The organism is bacterium, assembly GCA_040754625.1.
Classification (GTDB): domain Bacteria; phylum JACRDZ01; class JAQUKH01; order JAQUKH01; family JAQUKH01; genus JAQUKH01.
On sequence record JBFMCF010000011.1, the window covers coordinates 36636 to 54379 of the forward strand.

21 protein-coding genes are annotated in these 17744 nt (G+C 41.0%); 1 reads left to right on the forward strand and 20 read right to left on the reverse strand.

Annotated features, from left to right (window positions below; translation table 11 throughout):
• Window positions 1-56: 56 nt before the first annotated feature.
• The 12 genes from pstB (AB1498_00715) to AB1498_00770 form a co-directional block, all read right to left on the reverse strand.
• The gene (gene pstB / locus AB1498_00715; protein MEW6086823.1) at window positions 57-809 is read right to left on the reverse strand and encodes a phosphate ABC transporter ATP-binding protein PstB; all 753 of its coding nucleotides are present in this window, start codon (window positions 807-809) and stop codon (window positions 57-59) included.
• Complete coding sequence (gene pstA / locus AB1498_00720) at window positions 810-1652, reverse strand: phosphate ABC transporter permease PstA (GenBank protein MEW6086824.1); 843 nt, start codon at window positions 1650-1652, stop codon at window positions 810-812.
• Window positions 1649-2497: a phosphate ABC transporter permease subunit PstC gene (pstC, locus tag AB1498_00725; protein MEW6086825.1), complete on the reverse strand. Its 849-nt coding sequence runs from the start codon at window positions 2495-2497 to the stop codon at window positions 1649-1651. The genes pstA (AB1498_00720) and pstC (AB1498_00725) overlap by 4 nt, the downstream gene beginning before the upstream one ends.
• 55 nt (window positions 2498-2552) lie before the next feature.
• A complete protein-coding gene (locus tag AB1498_00730; GenBank protein ID MEW6086826.1) occupies window positions 2553-3479 on the reverse strand; it encodes a phosphate ABC transporter substrate-binding protein in 927 nt (308 codons plus the stop codon).
• A complete protein-coding gene (gene pstB, locus AB1498_00735) occupies window positions 3397-4155 on the reverse strand; it encodes a phosphate ABC transporter ATP-binding protein PstB (protein ID MEW6086827.1) in 759 nt (252 codons plus the stop codon). The genes AB1498_00730 and pstB (AB1498_00735) overlap by 83 nt, the downstream gene beginning before the upstream one ends.
• Before the next feature lie 50 nt (window positions 4156-4205).
• The gene (pstA, locus tag AB1498_00740; protein MEW6086828.1) at window positions 4206-5057 is read right to left on the reverse strand and encodes a phosphate ABC transporter permease PstA; all 852 of its coding nucleotides are present in this window, start codon (window positions 5055-5057) and stop codon (window positions 4206-4208) included.
• Between the two features lie 12 nt (window positions 5058-5069).
• Window positions 5070-5996, reverse strand: a complete 927-nt coding sequence (pstC, locus tag AB1498_00745; GenBank protein ID MEW6086829.1) for a phosphate ABC transporter permease subunit PstC — start codon at window positions 5994-5996, stop codon at window positions 5070-5072.
• Between the two features lie 154 nt (window positions 5997-6150).
• Window positions 6151-6393 (reverse strand): DUF2283 domain-containing protein, encoded by a 243-nt coding sequence (locus tag AB1498_00750; protein ID MEW6086830.1) that lies wholly within the window; start codon window positions 6391-6393, stop codon window positions 6151-6153.
• A gap of 22 nt (window positions 6394-6415) precedes the next feature.
• Complete coding sequence (locus AB1498_00755) at window positions 6416-6664, reverse strand: DUF4258 domain-containing protein (GenBank protein MEW6086831.1); 249 nt, start codon at window positions 6662-6664, stop codon at window positions 6416-6418.
• A gap of 309 nt (window positions 6665-6973) precedes the next feature.
• On the reverse strand, window positions 6974-7966 hold the full coding sequence (pstS, locus tag AB1498_00760; GenBank protein MEW6086832.1) for a phosphate ABC transporter substrate-binding protein PstS: 993 nt from the start codon (window positions 7964-7966) through the stop codon (window positions 6974-6976).
• 160 nt (window positions 7967-8126) lie between these two features.
• A complete protein-coding gene (locus tag AB1498_00765) occupies window positions 8127-9329 on the reverse strand; it encodes a porin (protein MEW6086833.1) in 1203 nt (400 codons plus the stop codon).
• Window positions 9330-9385: 56 nt separating this feature from the next.
• On the reverse strand, window positions 9386-9832 hold the full coding sequence (locus tag AB1498_00770) for a phosphate-starvation-inducible PsiE family protein (GenBank protein ID MEW6086834.1): 447 nt from the start codon (window positions 9830-9832) through the stop codon (window positions 9386-9388).
• A 352-nt stretch (window positions 9833-10184) separates the two neighbouring features.
• Here AB1498_00770 and AB1498_00775 point away from each other — a divergent pair, with 352 nt between their 5' ends.
• Window positions 10185-10535, forward strand: coding sequence for an ImmA/IrrE family metallo-endopeptidase (locus tag AB1498_00775; protein MEW6086835.1), 351 nt, complete (start codon window positions 10185-10187; stop codon window positions 10533-10535).
• Between the two features lie 61 nt (window positions 10536-10596).
• On the opposite strand, the gene AB1498_00780 is transcribed toward AB1498_00775, so the two are convergent.
• The 8 genes from AB1498_00780 to AB1498_00815 form a co-directional block, all read right to left on the reverse strand.
• A complete protein-coding gene (locus AB1498_00780; protein MEW6086836.1) occupies window positions 10597-12078 on the reverse strand; it encodes a class I SAM-dependent DNA methyltransferase in 1482 nt (493 codons plus the stop codon).
• Window positions 12075-12287, reverse strand: coding sequence for a winged helix-turn-helix transcriptional regulator (locus AB1498_00785; GenBank protein ID MEW6086837.1), 213 nt, complete (start codon window positions 12285-12287; stop codon window positions 12075-12077). Before AB1498_00785 ends, AB1498_00780 begins: the two co-directional genes overlap by 4 nt.
• 146 nt (window positions 12288-12433) lie before the next feature.
• Window positions 12434-13510, reverse strand: a complete 1077-nt coding sequence (locus AB1498_00790) for an RNA-binding domain-containing protein (protein MEW6086838.1) — start codon at window positions 13508-13510, stop codon at window positions 12434-12436.
• A 7-nt stretch (window positions 13511-13517) separates the two neighbouring features.
• Window positions 13518-14012 carry a DUF4411 family protein gene (locus AB1498_00795; protein MEW6086839.1) on the reverse strand — a complete coding sequence of 165 codons (495 nt, stop codon included), beginning with the start codon at window positions 14010-14012 and terminating at the stop codon, window positions 13518-13520.
• Window positions 14012-15169: an ImmA/IrrE family metallo-endopeptidase gene (locus tag AB1498_00800; protein MEW6086840.1), complete on the reverse strand. Its 1158-nt coding sequence runs from the start codon at window positions 15167-15169 to the stop codon at window positions 14012-14014. The genes AB1498_00795 and AB1498_00800 overlap by 1 nt, the downstream gene beginning before the upstream one ends.
• A 160-nt stretch (window positions 15170-15329) precedes the next feature.
• A complete protein-coding gene (locus AB1498_00805) occupies window positions 15330-15866 on the reverse strand; it encodes a hypothetical protein (GenBank protein ID MEW6086841.1) in 537 nt (178 codons plus the stop codon).
• Between the two features lie 67 nt (window positions 15867-15933).
• The gene (locus AB1498_00810; GenBank protein MEW6086842.1) at window positions 15934-16215 is read right to left on the reverse strand and encodes a winged helix-turn-helix transcriptional regulator; all 282 of its coding nucleotides are present in this window, start codon (window positions 16213-16215) and stop codon (window positions 15934-15936) included.
• On the reverse strand, window positions 16216-17220 hold the full coding sequence (locus AB1498_00815; GenBank protein ID MEW6086843.1) for a PDDEXK nuclease domain-containing protein: 1005 nt from the start codon (window positions 17218-17220) through the stop codon (window positions 16216-16218).
• Window positions 17221-17744 lie beyond the last annotated feature (524 nt).

Sequence of the window (17744 nt, forward strand, 5' to 3'; positions counted from 1 at the left end):
GAACGCCGTATTTCAGGATGGATTGGCAATTTTGTATTGAAACGTGCAAAAGTAAATCAGCCGAACCTTCCCGTTATATAATCATCCGTTCTCTTGTCCTTCGGCACAGTAAAAACCTGTTTGCTTTCACCATATTCTATCAATTCACCCATCAGGAGAAACGCCACTTTATCCGCGACGCGCGCGGCCTGCTTTGTGTTATTCGTTACTATTATTATCGTGTATTTTTCCTTCAATCTGAGCATTGCCTCTTCGATCTTCGCTGTCGAGATCGGATCAAGGCTTGAACATGGTTCATCCAAAAGAATTATCTCCGGCTGCAGCGCGAGCGTTCTTGCTATACACAATCTCTGTTTCTGGCCGCCCGACAAAGACAGTGCCGACTGGTTAAGCCGGTCTTTGACTTCGTCCCACAAAAACGCCTGCCTCAAACTATGTTCCACCAATTCATCCAGTTTTTTCCTGTAAACTATCCCGGCAAGCCTCGGCCCGTAGATAATATTTTCATAAATCGATCTCGGCAGCGGCACAGGCTGGGCGAAAACCATCCCCACCCTGCGCCTCAGATCAGAAACATTCGTATCTTCCGAATATATATCTTTGTCGTCGATATAGACATCGCCTTCTTTTCGCGTGTTATAAGTGGCGTCCTCCAGTCTGTTTATCAGCCTTAAAAGTGTTGTCTTCCCGCTTCCCGCCGGCCCGATTATGGCAAGGATCTCATTTTTTGACACTTCAATATTTACTGAATTTAAAACCTTCCTGTCTTCAAAATAAAAATTCAGATTTTTTATAAGGATTTTGGCCATTTATTTTCCTTCGATCCTTCTGATAAAACGGTGCATGATCCAGTATGACAAGAAATTAATCAATCCTATTGAAATTATAAGAACACTGGCCGTAGCGTACGCGTTTTTTAATGAAATACCTTCTCTTGAAAGAATATAAAAATGCACAGACATCGTCCTAACTGAATCGAACAGGGAACTCGGCAGGCGAAGAGATGAACCGGCCGTGAATATTACCGCGGCCGTTTCCCCGACACACCGGCCGACACTTAATATTATCCCTGTCAAAATTCCCGGCAGCGCCTGCGGGATAACAATGAAAACTATTGTCTGCCATTTAGTCCCTCCAAGCGAATAACTCACCTCTCGCAGAGATTTTGGAACAGCTTTAATCGCTTCTTCGCTCGTCCTTATAATAGTCGGCAGGACCATAATCGACAGCGTCAGGCCGCCTGAAATAATCGACCAGCCCATTTTAAGTTTGATAACAAAAAGCACAAAACCGAACAATCCAAACACAATGGAAGGAATGCCAGCGAGGCAGTCAGCCCCGAAACGTATCATCTGAGTAACCCTGTTTTCCCTGGTATACTCAGTCAAGTAAACCGCCGTCCCGATTCCCAGCGGCCCCGCTATAAAAACCGCCGCGAGGGTAAGCAGTATGGTCCCGGCGATGATAGGAAAAATCCCTCCCTCCCTGCCCATACTTCTGGGAAATTCCATAAAAAATTCTTTTGACAAACCGCCGATGCCGTTCTTTAAAATAAAGCCGACAATATAAAAAAGGAGAAAAACCGTGAAAATAGCGAATATCCATAAAAAAAACTTCACTATTTTTTCTATTATATTGTGGTTTACGCTCATCTCCTGACTTTCCTCTTCGTAAAAATATAGGCCGCCACATTCAATATCATGATTATCACAAATAAAACCATACCCGTTCCGAACAAGGCCTCGCGATGCATGCCTGTCGCGTAGCCCAATTCCAGGGCGATATTTGAGGTCAATGTCCTGACAGGTTCAAGAACCGAATACGGGATCCGGACGGCGTTGCCGCTTACCATAATGACCGCCATTGTTTCGCCGACCGCGCGCCCCATCCCCAGGATAACGCTCGCGATTATGCCGGATTTCGCCGCGGGAATAATGACCATATAAACCGACTGCCATCTTGTCGCCCCCAATGCCAGCGACCCTTCAAGATAGGATTTAGGCACCGCTTGTATGGCATCCAGGGAAATACTTATAACCGTGGGAAGGATCATTATCGCGAGAACCATGCTTCCCGCGAGGACCGAAAGCCCCGGGCCCCCCAGATATTCCCGGATCAGCGGCGCGAGAATCACAACACCAATGAAACCATATACCACGGACGGGATCCCCGCGAGAAGTTCTATCGCGGGTTTTAATATTCTTGCTATTTTTTTAGGGCAGAATTCCGCGAGAAAAATACTGACAAAAAGGCTTAACGGCACACCAATGACAAGGGCCCCTATCGTGACCCACATCGACCCTATGATCATGCTGAACAATCCGAATTGTTTCTGGCCCGGCGCCCATTCAGGCGAAAAAATGAATTTGCCAAACCCTATCTTAAGAAATATGCCCATACCCTCCTTGAAGATAAACACAGTTATCAATCCAAGTGAAAATAAGGCGGAACACGCGATTAATAAAAATATTTTTTCAATCGATTTTTCCCTGTTCATGATATTTATTCGTAGGGGCTTGATTTATCAAGCCCGGGTTCGATAAATCGAATCCCTACATTAAATGTTTTACCGCGATTAATCCTTCCTTCTCCATAAATTCCTGGCCCTCATCCGACAGGACAAAATCCACAAAATCCTTAGCGTCCTTTTTTAACTCTCCGGTATAAACAAAAAGGAACGGCCGCATAAAATTATATTTTTTTTCTTTCACAGCCGCCCTGTCGGGCAAAATCCCGTCAATTTTTATCGCCTTCACATCCTTGTCCACAAGCCCTAAAGAAATATACGCGACCGACCATGGGTCCGCTTTTACGATTTCCCTGACTGATCCATTGGAATCCTGGACCATACAGGCGTTTGATATTGGAATTTCTTTCATCACCAGTTCCTGGAACGCGCCGCGTGTACCTGAACCGTCCTCGCGGGTAATCGCGTTAATCTCCTTGTCTTCCCCGCCCAGTTCCTTCCAGTTTAAAATTTTACGGCTGAAAATTTTTCTGATATCTTCAAGCGAGATATTTTCAATTTTATTCCGCGGGTTGAGTATCACGATAACGGCATCGTAGGCTATCGGAACAATTTTAAGTTCTTTTTCCTCTTCAGCGCTTAAATGCCTTGAGGACATCCCGATATCGGCTGTTCCGCATAACGCAGACTGGATCCCGGCGCTGGATCCGCCCCCCTGGACATTGATTTCAACCGTTTTGTGTTTCTGAGAATAGGCCTCTTCCAAACCCTCCACAAAAGGCTGGACGGAGGTGGATCCGGCTATTACCAGGGCCTTGCCGGCGCCGCCTTTATCGCAGGAAATAAATGGCAGGACAAAAAGAATTATATAAAAATATTTCTTCAACATTTTGAGGATTATACCATTTAAGTTACAAGGTGTCAAAACCTTACCCAAATCTTCCTGTGATATACGCCTCGGTTTTTTTATCTTTGGGATTTGTAAATATTTCCCGGGTTTTGCCGAATTCAACCAACTCACCTAAGAGAAAAAACGCCGTCCAATCGGAAACACGGGCCGCCTGCTGCATATTATGAGTAACTATCACAATTGTATAATTTTGTTTCAGGTGAAGAATCAATTCTTCTATTTTTGTGGTGGAAATGGGATCAAGCGCCGAACACGGCTCATCAAACAGGATGACCTCCGGCTTGACCGCAAGGGCCCTCGCGATACAAAGCCTTTGCTGCTGCCCTCCCGAAAGGCTCATGCCGGGAGCTTTAAGCTTATCCTTAACTTCATCCCACAGTGCCGCTCTTTTCAGGGATTCTTCCACAATTTCATCCAGATAAGATTTTTTGCTGATACCGTTTAATTTTAAGCCGACAGAAACATTTCCATAGATGGAAAGCGCGGGAAACGGGGTAGGTTTTTGAAAAACCATCCCGACTTTTTGCCGAAGCTCAATCGGATCGACATCCCGGTCATAAATATTTTTATCATCAAGCAGGACCTCACCATTGACGCTGGTATCCGGTATAACCTCATGCATCCTGTTTAAACAGCGTATAAAAGTGGATTTGCCGCATCCTGAAGGGCCTATAATCGCGGTGGCAACTCTTTCCTCGATGTTCATGTTTATATTTTTTACAGCATGAACTTTGCCAAAATAGGCATTCAGATTTTTAGTTATTATTTTGTTTGTCATATTCTCCTCAACCGTTTAAACAGTTTAAACAGTTCAAACGGTTTAAACCGCTATTTATATTTCTGCCTTGTAACAATCCTGCTTGTTAAACTTATCACAAAAGTCAATCCAATAAGCACAAGCGCCCCCGCCCATGCCTGCCTCTGCCAGTCATCAAAAGGAGAGATAGCGTAAACAAATATCTGCAAAGGAAGCGCGGCTATCGGCTGTGTCACTCCCTGGTGCCAGAACCTGTTCCCGAAAGCGGTAAATAAAAGCGGGGCCGTCTCTCCGAAAATCCGGGCAACGGACAGCATTATCCCTGTAATTATGCCAGGCATCGCCGTACTCAGAATTATTCTTATAGTGGTTTTAAACCGGTTTATTCCAAGCGCCAGAGATGCCTCGCGCAAATCATGCGGAACCATCCGGGCAGATTCTTCCGTGGTTCGCATTATTGTGGGTATCATTATCACTCCCAAAGCGAACGCGCCGCTTAGCGCTGAAAAACTTTTTAAAGGCCGGACCAAAAGAGAGTATGCAAAAATGCCGATAACAATGGAAGGCACCCCGCTTAACACATCCGCCGAAAATCTGATTAAAATCCCAAGTTTTTTTGTACTGAATTCCGAAAGGTATAATCCTCCCAACACTCCTGCCGGTATCGCCCATAGAGACGCCATACCTGTTAATATCAGGCTTCCAATAATGGCATTAGCCATTCCCCCTCCCGGCTCTCCAGCGGGTTTTGGAAGCTGTGTGAAAAAATCAATATTTATGCTCGCGATTCCCTTTGAAATAACATAGACAAAAATACTGATTAATGGAACTAAAACAATCAGAGCGCAGAAAATTGTAAGCGCCCTCATTGCCTTATCCGTTATTTTTCTTTTTAAATAATTTTTCATTTTTACTTTTACCACCCCTGAATCCCCTCATTGCCAACTTGCTTTATTTGTTGTGGACCATACTAAAAACCGCGCGATAATATTTAAAAATAATGTCAGAACAAAAAGAATCAGCCCTATTTCCATCAATGTGGACACATACAAATCGCTCGTCGCTTCAGTAAACTCATTCGCGATTACTGAAGACATTGTGGCTGCCGGAGCAAACAGGGAAAGAGAAATTTCCGGACGGTTTCCTATAAGCATAGTAACAGCCATAGTCTCACCAAGAGCGCGTCCCAGCCCCAATATCACCGCGCCAAGTACCCCGTTTCTGCTGTATTTCAGCACGGCTAATTTTATTGTTTCCCATCTTGTCGCGCCAAGCGCCAGCGCCGCTTCGCGCTGTGAATGCGGCACCGCCATAAATATGTCCCTTGAAACAGATGAAATGGTAGGGATAATCATGATACTCAGGATAATTCCCGCGGCCATCATTCCCACGCCATAAATGTCCCCCCGGAAAAAAGGCAGAAATCCAAAATATTTTTCGAAAAACGGTTGTATTGTTTCCCTTAAGAGCGGCACCAGCACAAAAATCCCCCATAAACCATAGATCACGCTGGGAATCGCCGCCAGCAGTTCAACCAGGAAACTCAAAGGCTGTCGTATTTTAGAAGGCGCGAGTTCGGAAAGAAAAATAGCGGTCCCTAAAGAAATCGGCACCGCTATGATTAAAGCGAGAAAAGAAGACACAAGGGTCCCCCAGATAAATGTCAGCGCCCCGAAATCTTCCTGGACAGGGTCCCACTTTGAATTAAACAAAAATGGAAGCTGGAATTTTTTAACCGCGGGAAGCGACTCTTTTATCAATATAAAGAATATGAGAATGGCAAAAGCGGCCACGGAAAAAGCCAAAACCGCGGAGAAATTTTTAAATAGAAAATCGGTTAACCTCGTTCTTTTCACGGCCATGAGTATAACAAAAATATGTCAAGGAATTGTGAAGGGAATGTGAATTTTGTGTGAAGTTTTTATGCGGGGGCAGTCAACACATCAAGCAATCTTTTTCATTTTTCCTTTAGAATAAGGATTTTTTATTTGAATTGATTTGGCCTATTTTCTGAATTTATTTTACTGCTAAAGAAACTTCTGTTTCTTCGCCGGTTGATTCATTTACTACAAGCAATTTACCTTTATCTTCCCTTCGCAATTGCTCATTAGCATTTAATAATTCTATACCATAAATTGTGCCATCCGGCGCCAAATCAATATTCAATTCATCACTAATTTTTATAGTTTGAGCCTCTATTGATTTCTCATACAAACGCAAATAGGCTATATTGTATTTCGGATCATATGTCAATTTCATCTATTTTCTGCCTCCTTCCATTTCAAAAATAGCGTGTTATTATTGTAATTACCAGCCAATCAATTTTTTCTTTTTCCGCATAAACCTCAACCTGTTTTGTCAAATAATGTTTGCCCTGCCATAATCCATTGAAATCAAAATTACGTCTAAATCCCGTACGTCCGAATTTTGCGGGAAACATTTCGCCTTTCTCAACAGTAGCAATAATTTCCTGTTCAGTTGCACCTCGTTCTTTCAATCGTTCCCGCGCATGCGGATGAAATCTTATCATAAATTAATCCTGTGAAATAAACCATTTATTGGTATTTATTGTAGTATATCAAATTCGGGCGGATTGTCAATTTTTAACCACCTAAAAATTTCGGATTCCTTCCCTGATTTTAAATCTATCGAAAGGCCATTCGCTGTAATTTTGTCTTTCATCATGATAATTATATTCCAATATATCCTGAAGTTGGATAAAAAGAAATGAACTCAACAAAAAAAAGGCCCCGATAAAATCGGAGCCCTTGAATTTCATAAAAGGGAATCGGGCCGTGGCATTTTAATATTACATACCCGGCCCTGGAGGAAGTATTCCCTATCTTACCTGTATTTCACTGATTTTTTTCTCGATCTTTTTTACAAGGCTGTCCGGCAATGGGGCATATAACAACTCCGGCGCGTATTTCTGGCCGTCTGTCACCGCCCAATTTAAAAATCTGACTATTTTTTCACCTTTGGCCTTGTCATTCTGATTTTTGTAAACAAGTATCCATGTTAATCCGGCAACGGGATAAGCGTCTTTTCCCGGAGGATTAACCAGTGAAACCCTGAAATCAGACGGCATTGTATCAACCTTCGCGTCCAGGGCCCTTGTAACGCTCTCTAAACTGGGAGTAATAAAATTCCCCGCCGAGTTTTTAATGTCGCCGTATGGAAGTTTGTTTTTTACCGCGTAAGCCAGCTCCACATAACCTATGCTTCCCGGTGTCTGTTTAACAAGGCCCGTCACTCCTTCATTGCCTTTTCCGCCCAGACCAACCGGCCAATTGATAGAAGTACCTTTTCCAACTTTGGACTTCCATACACCTGAGATCTCCGAAAGATAATCGACAAAAATATATGTTGTGCCGCTGCCGTCCGAACGATGGACCACGACAATTTTTTTATCAGGAAGATTTACGCCGGGATTGTCCCGCGCAATCTTCTGGTCATTCCATTTTTTGATCTTTCCCATAAAAATATCGGCAACCACATCCGGGCTGAATCGTAGGGGCGAATGATTATTCGCCCTTACATCCGGCAGATTGTAGGTTAGAACTACCGCTCCGGCCACCATAGGGATATGAAACATTTCACCTCCGGCCTTATTGAGCTGTTCATCGGTCATAGGGCCGTCTGTCGCTCCGAAATCCACGGTTTTTTCAGTGATCTGCCTTATCCCGCCGCCGGAACCGATGGACTGGTAATTGAAATTCACCGTTTCGTCTATCTTCGCGTATTCGTAAAACCATTTTGAATAAATCGGATATGGGAACGTGGCGCCCGCCCCGTTGATTAAAAGAAGCCTGACCGCTAAAACGTTCGTCATTCCTATATACAATAAAGTTAGACCGGTTATTAAGATACAAAATATTTTTCCCATATTTCCTCCTATCATAAATTAAAATTGTGGTGCCATCATGCAACCATCAAATTTTGTGCGAAGCACACATTAATTTTGCATTTTACATTTTGAATTTTGAATTTCTTCAAAATTTCACCTGCGCCTGGACTAATAATTCATCATAACCTTCTTTGCCGGCGTCATCTTTTCTCATCCGGTCATTAACCATCAATTTGACATAATCATTTATGAACCAGTTTACTCCTATGGTCGTAATTTTTTGCTTATCATTGTCTTTATCTGTATCAGCATCATATGTCTCATATTTAACCACAGGCTGTATAGCCGCTTTGCCTTCTAAGGAAATTTTGTAAGCCAAAAGCGCGTAATAACCTTTACCGGAAATGTCGGTTTTACTTGCAAGTTCATAATCTTTCTTCTGCGTAATATATTCGCCCTGGATCTTCACGCTTTTATCTTCATATTTCACAAGAGCGCCTGAGCGAGTTCGTTTATATGGGTCGTATGTGGATGTCTTTTTAAACATTCCTGTTTTTGAGTCAGCGGATGTAGTGCTGTATGTGTCCGTTTGCTGCATCTCACTGCCAGTCATATAACTGCCGCCTATACTCAATCCCGGTAAAACATTGACAACCACTCTTCCGGCGGCATCTTTTCCTTCATTATCTTCAGACGCGTTAGGGCCCGCGCCATTGAATATCCCGGCCCCGTAATTAACCATTTTATTCAATACAGTTCCATCCAGCATCAATCCTCGGTCCCTTTCCTGCGAAAGGCTTGTTACCGGCAGAGACCGTTCGACGGTTTCGATGGATGAACTGGAAGTTATAAATTCCTCTGAAAAAGGTATTTTAAACTGCCCTAATGTTATATTAGCGTAATTATTCAAGGTGTATTTAAGAAAGGCGTCGTTTAAAATTTTACCGTCTGTCTTGCTCGCGTCTATTTCCGCTTTAAAATTCGTATCATCGGCCAATTTGCCCGCAAGCGCCAAAGTAACAGACTTGACACGAAACTCATCATTCTTACCGGGTTTTTCAAAACGTTCAAACCGGCTCTGCACATAACCGCTTATTTTTACGTCTCCTTTGCCGATTTTCACGTAAAAAGGCCCTTTCTCTTTCGCCTCCTTATCTTTTTCCTCTTTTTCCAGTTTTTTTGCCGCGTCAATATTATTCTGTGTCTCAGTCCTTACCTCCTGAGATTCAGCCGCGTTCAAATAACCCTTCTCAACCAGTTTGTTCAAAAGAACGTCCGTCTCACCCGCCCGCGAATTCCCAATCGCAAAAAACGTGAACACCAATAACCCCGCTAACAACTTTTTCATCTCCATCTTTTATTCCTCCTTTTTGTTTTTATGCGCGATTTTTGCGTATATTTTTCTTATTCCATTTCCTTGTTGCTTGGAGAATACTTCACGGTAAATATCCTCATTACACACAGCACAAACACAATACCCAGCATCATCCCCATCTTGAATGGTTCAAACTCCCTGAATAAATACCCGATCATTTCCGTAAGCACGATTACAATCACCGTGTCTATTATAAAACTTATCTTTACCCTGCCTTCGGAAAAATAAACCAGGATGGTTTTATAAATTTCAAGAAGCGCGAGTATCGTTAAAACATCCAGTAATATTCCATGCAGCGCGTGTTCCATTTCCTTGTTAAACAAAAACCGTAAATGAAAAGCTGTGATTATAACACCAGCCAGCATACTCGCGAGCGTTATAAGAATTAACAGCCTCAATATCCAATTGGCTATTTTTTCATAACCTTCCGCGGAAATCAATTCCGCCGGCACATTTCTTAATACTTCTGTTTTCATAAAAACGTCTCCTTTTTCCGCCGTTGTCTGCGGCACTTTTTATTTTTTCTATTTTAATTAATGAAGATTATAAATTAGACGTGTGACGGGAAAAGGGAGAATTTGTGAATTTTGTGTGAAGATTTTTTGAGGAAAAAAATTGGGTAAGATTTACCGCCTTTTCCGTTAGCATAATAATCAGTGAAATACTTTTTTTATTTTACCCCATTGCTTGTAATATTTTTAATCCTTTCTTATCGTTTCCTTCTATTATAGGGTGATTTATTTGTCGGACTCAGAGAAATATTTTCCTCACTTGCTTTTGTATATATTGCATTAGGTAACCATATCAAATAGCAAATCAAGTATAGTTATTTACAACTCATCTTATGCAAAAACGCGGCAAACAAATGATATTATGCATGAATTATCTCATATCATAATTGGACATAAACCACAAACAACACACTATTCTCAAGATACTGGCATTTTGCTTCGACAATATGATAAAAACCAAGAAGATGAGGCTGATTGTTTGGCATCTATTCTTATATATCCAAAAGATGTATTAATGAAAATTAAGTTTTCAGACACTCCTCTGAATTTAGCATCCAAATCATTCGGTGGTAGCCAAAAACTTCTGGAAATGCGTTTAGATACTTCGGGAGTTAATATTATTTACAATCGGACCAGAAATAAATCTATCACGGCCAAATTAACTTAATATTGTAAATATCGAGAGGATTTTTATCGCTGAATTTTTTAAATGTTCATATTTATAAATATTACTTCCCTTTCTCCCCCAAATCCTCTGCTATCTCCTGTAATTGTTCCAATGCGGCCTGCAAGTCTTCAACTAATTCATTGGCTAAAACATCCGGCCCGGGAAGATTATCAACATCTTCAAGGCTTTCGTCCTTTATCCAGAAAATGTCCAGATTCACTTTGTCTCTTTTAAGTATCTCATCAATTCCAAAGCACCTCCATCTGCCGCCGGGATTCTTTTTTGAAAAAGTTTCCCTTCGGTCAAACCGGTTTTCTGGGCTATAACAATTAACAAAATCGCTAAGGTCTGATTCTTTAAGCGTGTTTTCTTTCAAAGTGAAATGCATGTTTGTTCTTAAATCGTATATCCATACTTTTTTTGTTGAATAATCTTTTGACGCCTCTTTTTTATCAAAGAAAAGAACATTGGCCTTAACGCCCTGCGCATAAAAAATACCTGTGGGCAGTCTTAAAATCGTATGGAGGTCGCACGATTGCAGGAGTTTTTTTCTTATTGTTTCACCCGCGCCGCCTTCAAACAATACATTATCAGGCAAAACTATCGCGGCTTTCCCGTTTATTTTAAGGATGCTTCTCACATGCTGTAAAAAATTAAGCTGTTTGTTGGATGTCTGCGCCCAGAAATCATCCCTTAATACAGTCAGGGACTGGGCCACAGTCTTTCCTTCTTCTGTAATGATTTTTTCTGATGACTTTTTACCAAAAGGCGGATTAGTCAACACCATGTCATATATAGCCCCGGGATTTTTTCTCAGAGAATCATCAGAGCTTATTGGTGTTTCCTCTCCGTTTACGCCATGCAGGTAAAGATTCATTACACATAAACGGGCGGCCAAAGGAACAATCTCATTTCCAGTAAACGTATTATGCTTTAATTCGTGTTTCTGATCTTTGTTCATTTTACTATGCGCCACAATATAGTTATAAGCTGATAGCAAGAACCCTCCTGTCCCACACGCAGGGTCATGTATCTTCATACCAGTCATAGGCTGCATAACTTTTACAATAGCATTTATTAACGGCCTTGGAGTAAAATACTGTCCGGCTCCGCCCTTAACGTCAGCGGCATTCTTTTCAAGTAAACCTTCATAAGCATTACCCTTAACATCCACCTCTAAATTTAACCATTCTTCTTTATCAATAAGGTCTGCAATGAGCTTCCGAAGTTTTGCCGGGTCTTGGATCTTGTTTTGCGCTTTTCTGAAAATAACGCCGATAATGCCTTCCTCTTTTCCAAGTTCCGTAAGCAGTTTCATATAATGCGCCTCAAGTTCCGCGCCGTCTTTTTCAATCAAGGACAGCCAGTTATACTCTTTTGGAATATCTGATTTTTTCTTTAACAGCTTAACCCTCTCATCATCCATCTTTAAAAAAAGAAGAAAGGTTAACTGCTCAACATAATCCCCATACGATAAACCGTCATCCCGCAAAATATCGCAGTAATTCCATAACTTGCTTACTAATTGTTTAGAGTCACTCATTTTTTATCTCTTCCTTCCGGTAAGCTCAGGACAAGCCAATGCCCGCCTTTATCAGGGCCAACTCTCTTGATGAGACCTTTTTCTTTGAGTTTGTTTATATTATAATCCACAGCTTTTTTAGTCAGATTTCCTTCTTGTTGCAATATTTTTTTACTTATAGCAGGATTTTTAAGGATATACTCTATAATGGTTTGCTGTATTACCGATATTTTTTCTACCCCCTGTTCTACCCCCCTGTTCTACCCCCTGTTCTACCCCCTGCTTCCTATCCAAATAAAACATAATCTTATAATAATCGAAATCACCTTCAACTTTCGGCTTCCTTTTGTAATAAGATGTCCAACCATTGAACATCTTATGAAAACCTGAACCAATATTTTCGGAAAGTTTTATAGTCCTGAAAAATCCTTGCAATAGTACTGTTCCTCGGCATTGAAAATTCTTCTTTCAGGATATACTTTACATCTTTCGGTAACGCGCCGGGATTAAAAAACTCTATTCTGTCGGAAAGAATACGTATTCGTGGTTTTGCGTTGGAAAAATAATCCGTATGCATAAGCAGGTTAACAAGCGCTTCGCGAATAGCTATAACCTGAGGCTGGTTTTCATCGCGGGAAAAACCTTTAAGCTTAAAAGGAACATTGATATGCCTCAATAATTTCTCAAGTATCGAGAAATAGTATTCATATAAATTTTTCTGGACAGGCATCCGGTAATCATACCTGTTTTGAGCGTCGGCAAAAGAAGTCCCCATGACTTCAAGATATTCGACCCTGAAATCCGAGACAGTCCTGTTTACGATTTCTTCCGTTCCGAAAACAAGCGCCCCGCCCGCTGTTACCCTGCCGTCAATAATAACCCGCATAAGTTCAAGCATCCGCTCAGCGGAAACTTCATTGTAGCGATGCTCAGGCTCTATGGATTTTAAGAAGGTTCTGTACCTTTTAACGGTTTCTTTATCGAGGTCTTTAAAAGTATATTTAGTGGGCTCTTCGTCTTTTTTATCAAAGGAAGAGTTCCGGTATAGCGCGTCTATCTCTTCTTTTGTCGCTCTCTGGTCTCCGCTTCCTGTTCTGATAAACGTGTTTGAAAGGGAGTTAAAATATACCGGTTTGTCCTTTGGATAAACGGAAAGGATATTAAACGCAAGCACGCTTTTGCCTTCAATGGAATATTTTTTTGCTTCGACTTTAATTTTCCTGTTAAATTTATCACTCCTTAAGGCAGTAAGAAAATCCTGCTCTATTTTTTCAGGGTTATCAATACCCGTCACTGAATATTCCTTCCCTTTCTTTGACACCCCAAAGATCAACCAACCGCCCGCGGTATTACAGAACGCGCTTACCGTTTCCCACGAGTTTTTCGGCACGGCGGATTTAGCCTCCTTCACCTCAAAATCCTGCCATTTATTAATCAGTTCTTGTTTTTTCATATATATTTTACACACTGGAACCAAGGACAAAACGAGCCCGTTCGTGCCGAAGCATTTCATATGGCGTCATAAACTTAATTTTAAGACTGATACAAACATTTGGAATTCCTATTTTCTTAGTCGAATTATACGCTTTTTCATGTGTGACAACAGTATGCCCATGGGCTAAAGCATGAGATACCAAGTAGTAATCAGCTACCTGTAGAAAGGTATTTACAGCAACAGGTTCATATTTTTGGCTTGATGCCCATGCGCTGACTGAACTAAGCGCGGGCAATATTGTCGCGTCAGGTCTAAGGAAAAATTCCGGGCCTCTCTTAGCCGCCCAATCAGAAAGTTCATCCACGCCGGCATTTATCTCATCGCCAACTTTTTCAATACTAAAAACTCGCTTAGCTGTATTATTTGTTATCAGCCAATCCCAAAATGCCGGACAAAAATCAAGGCCATAATGGAGATTTTTTGCCTGGATAAAAACATTTGCATCAAGTAAATATACCATTAGACTACTCCCAGCGTATACCCGAGATCCCGGAAAGTTTCAAGCTTTGAAAATCCAAGCATACGAAACGCGTCACGATAAAGGGTTTGCCCCTCAAGCGTACTGGCAACAAGCGCTCTGGCAAAACGCTTGCTAAGCCGCGCGCCCTGTGTCAGGTAAAAATCGCCCCCTGATCCTGTAGAAATTTCCTGGAGGCGCTCTACCTCTTCATTATAGGCCTTCCAGAATTGCTCTTTTTTGAGGCCGCCCGCATCGAAAATTCTCCGTAAAATAACCAATGTGCTGACTTTGAAACGACGGGCCAGGCGATTGGCCTCTTCAGACAATGGTTTATTTTTTTGATACTCGTCCCGCATAACAGCCAGAGGCACTAAAAGTTCAGCGGCAACCTGATTGCACCAACGCTCAATCTCGTTTCCAGTTACATCACTGACCTGAGAATCAGAAAGAGCGGATTGTCCGAGCCAGATATGGGCTAACTCATGCGCGAGAGTAAACATCTGGGCCGATTTTGTATCCGACCCGTTTATAAATATAAGTGGAGATAAATTGTCAACCAAGGCAAAACCCCGAAATTCGTCTACATCAAGCTTTCGCCAATTGTTATTTCCAACCACACCATTTACCATAACGAGAATCCCCAGGTCATCAGCTTGGGCAATAAAGCTCCGCAACGCGTCCGTCCAGGTTCTCATTTTGCGGCGTTCTTCAATATCAAATCCAAGTGTTTGACGAATTCGCATTGCAGATTTTTCAACATTATCTGAAGTCGCGGCAGAATTGACAAATTGCAGAGGCTTTTCACCTGAAATTCGCATAAAATCACGATACCATTCCTGCCTTTGCTGACAAATATAAATGGTATCCAGAAGATTGGGGCTTGGATGGCCATACTTTTTGTTACCGACTGTCCGAAAATCAGGAATCGGAACTTTCTCAACTGGAGGCTCCTGAAGGAAAAGAAATCCAATTGGGGTGTATGTAGCTTTAGCAAAACGCTCCAATTGCTTGAGAGTCGGGTTTGCTTTACCGCTGCTCCAAAGCTCAAATTTTGGAAACTTATCATATATGTTTTTTAGGCTTTTCCCTGAACGTTTACAAGCCCAATCCAACATTTCCGGTTTTACTGTCACGCGGTTCATCTGCATATTTTTCATATTATTCCAAATTATCTAAAAAAATAATCTTTAAAAATCCACTCCAACAACTATCACTGCCTTAAATTATACCAACAATTATCTTAGGAGGTTAAAGCTTTTTATTCTGAAAGTTATTATCGAATGGAAGAGGTCAGTTCTTTATTTTGGTTTGGTTCCTTCATCTTCCACCGCTTTCCACATAATTTCGTAAAATTTCATCCTTTTGTATTACCGCTTTCACATAAATGCATAACCTGTTGTATTCAGATTCCAGCTCCGGACAACTTTCCCAAATTTCATTGCTGTCGATTACTCTCTGTATTTTGCTGCCCAAAACATCTACTCCCGCCCAATTTTTAAGAATATCGGGATTAAGTAATATCCACGCGAAAAATCCTTCCCGGTATTTTTTCTCCGGATTCGAAATAAAATCCCAGGTTTTGTCAATATAATCATGATCAATCCATGCCATTTGTTCCTCAGCCCTGGCTCCACCCTTTTCCTTTCTTAATATTTCAGTTAATTCTTTTATGCAGGAAGGAAAAGGCTCTGACATATTCCATTTTTCCCCGAAAGCTTGATACCAATCATGATTTATAATCCTATGTTTTCGTCCCAAAATTTTAGAAGGTTCATCTTTCTTCTTATGAATATCAAAATAAGGCCTTCCATAAACGATCAAATCTATTACTGCGTGAACCCAGCAGTTAGGCATTAGATGTTTCCTTTCAAAATTGCATATTTATAACTCCTAAAAAAGATTTTGATATATTCATATTAAGCTATTTCGCAATCCAATGCCCGCCTTTATCAGGGCCAACTCTCTTGATGAGACCTTTTTCTTTGAGTTTATTTATATTATAATCCACAGCTTTTTTAGTCAGATTTCCTTCTTGTTGCAATATTTTTTTACTTATAGCGGGATTTTTAAGGATATACTCTATAATGGTTTGCTGTATTACCGATATTTTTTCTACCCCCTGTTCTACCCCCTTTTCTACTCCCTGCTTTCTATCCAGATAAAATGTTATCTTTAGTAATCGAAATCCCCTTCCACAATCAATTTATGTCATATTGTTTGCGTGCTGTTTAATTTCTTTTTTCAACTCAATGAGCAATTGTTTTTCTGTAGGCAGGTATAATTGATATTGACTTGCCAGAATCGTCTTATTTCGTTCAGGCAATGAAAACTTTACAACAGCGTCATTTTTGTCGGCGCAAAGTAAAATACCAATCGTGGGATTTTCCTCAGGACGCTTCTCCATGCGGTCATAGTAGTTCACATACATTTGAAGCTGGCCTAAATCCTGATGAGTAAGTTTTTGCGTTTTGATTTCAATGACCACAAAACACCGCAATAATCGGTTGTAAAAAAGCAAATCCACAAAGAATTCATCGCCGTCGATATGTATGCGTTTTTGACGGGCTACAAAGGCAAAACCATTACCCAATTCAAGTAAAAACTCCTGGAGATTGGTAATAATAGCAGATTCAAGGTCTTTTTCATAGTATTCCGCTTTATGCTTCAAGCCGAGAAATTCTAAAAACATAGGGTCTTTTATGATTTCTTGCGGCTCTTCAGGCATCTTCTCTTTGCGAGCTACAGCTAAAACTTTTTCTTTATTGTTACTTAACAACAATCGCTCATACAGCCCTGAGTTTATCTGTCTCTCCAATTCCCTGCCGGTCCAATTATTATTAACCGCTTCGAGCAAATAGTATTCTCTTTTATCCTGATTCCCAATACGTAATAAAAGCCGATATTGGCTCCAGTTCAATTGCGAACGCAGTGCGTTCGCAATTGGATAAGTTCTGTAAAATTGCCTGCTGATTTCCAGAATTCTTACTGAAAACCCGCTTCCATATTCCGGTTCAAGTTCTCCAGCCAGATTCCTGGTAAGATAATCACCATAACCAGCCCGCTCTTTGCCCTGCTGTTCTTCTTCAAATATTCTTTTCCCGATATGCCAGTACATTAATACACGCTGGAAGTCCACATTGCGAATGGCCGCCACGCGTGATTGGTTTATGATTTCTTTGATTTCAGAGATAAAATTTTTACGCATCATTTTGCTCATTTTTCATTCCATTTTGACATTATCCATTTAAACTAATTGAATAGTCTTTTTATAGGCTTCAATTCCTGGGATATCATCATAACGTTCAGATAGTTTTTCCCTTAAACCAAAAAGACGTTTATTTGCTGTATCAACTAACTGCCCATAAGTAGTAATTCTAACTTTCCCAACTTCAATATCCTGACTATTTTTTGAAGTCTGAACTGGTTGAACTTTTTCTGAAAATTGCTCTCCAACAATAAAAGCGTATATATATGGATTGCCTATAATACTACCGCAACCAGCAAAATCCTCTATATAACCAATAGCTTGGTCTCTTTCTTTTCTCGATATTTTTGAACCGCCCCTTTTTAATTCAATTAATAATATTTTATTAATTGTATCTAAACTAGCCTAAGTTCCGCAGTTTTAAAATCAAGCTTCTTATTTTTCAAGGGGTTGCGGGTTTTACCCCCTCAAATTCTGCACTACATTTTGTATAAAAACCGGACGATTAGGGATCTTTATTCCCAGCC

Coding starts and splice junctions, on each gene's coding strand:
- pstB (MEW6086823.1), bottom strand. CDS start 809: ATGGCCAAAATCCTTATAAAAAATCTGAATTTTTATTTTGAAGACAGG.
- pstA (MEW6086824.1), bottom strand. CDS start 1,652: ATGAGCGTAAACCACAATATAATAGAAAAAATAGTGAAGTTTTTTTTA.
- pstC (MEW6086825.1), bottom strand. CDS start 2,497: ATGAACAGGGAAAAATCGATTGAAAAAATATTTTTATTAATCGCGTGT.
- pstB (MEW6086827.1), bottom strand. CDS start 4,155: ATGACAAACAAAATAATAACTAAAAATCTGAATGCCTATTTTGGCAAA.
- pstC (MEW6086829.1), bottom strand. CDS start 5,996: ATGGCCGTGAAAAGAACGAGGTTAACCGATTTTCTATTTAAAAATTTC.
- AB1498_00750 (MEW6086830.1), bottom strand. CDS start 6,393: ATGAAATTGACATATGATCCGAAATACAATATAGCCTATTTGCGTTTG.
- AB1498_00755 (MEW6086831.1), bottom strand. CDS start 6,664: ATGATAAGATTTCATCCGCATGCGCGGGAACGATTGAAAGAACGAGGT.
- pstS (MEW6086832.1), bottom strand. CDS start 7,966: ATGACGAACGTTTTAGCGGTCAGGCTTCTTTTAATCAACGGGGCGGGC.
- AB1498_00765 (MEW6086833.1), bottom strand. CDS start 9,329: ATGAAAAAGTTGTTAGCGGGGTTATTGGTGTTCACGTTTTTTGCGATT.
- AB1498_00770 (MEW6086834.1), bottom strand. CDS start 9,832: ATGAAAACAGAAGTATTAAGAAATGTGCCGGCGGAATTGATTTCCGCG.
- AB1498_00780 (MEW6086836.1), bottom strand. CDS start 12,078: ATGAGTGACTCTAAACAATTAGTAAGCAAGTTATGGAATTACTGCGAT.
- AB1498_00790 (MEW6086838.1), bottom strand. CDS start 13,510: ATGAAAAAACAAGAACTGATTAATAAATGGCAGGATTTTGAGGTGAAG.
- AB1498_00795 (MEW6086839.1), bottom strand. CDS start 14,012: ATGGTATATTTACTTGATGCAAATGTTTTTATCCAGGCAAAAAATCTC.
- AB1498_00800 (MEW6086840.1), bottom strand. CDS start 15,169: ATGAAAAATATGCAGATGAACCGCGTGACAGTAAAACCGGAAATGTTG.
- AB1498_00805 (MEW6086841.1), bottom strand. CDS start 15,866: ATGCCTAACTGCTGGGTTCACGCAGTAATAGATTTGATCGTTTATGGA.
- AB1498_00815 (MEW6086843.1), bottom strand. CDS start 17,220: ATGATGCGTAAAAATTTTATCTCTGAAATCAAAGAAATCATAAACCAA.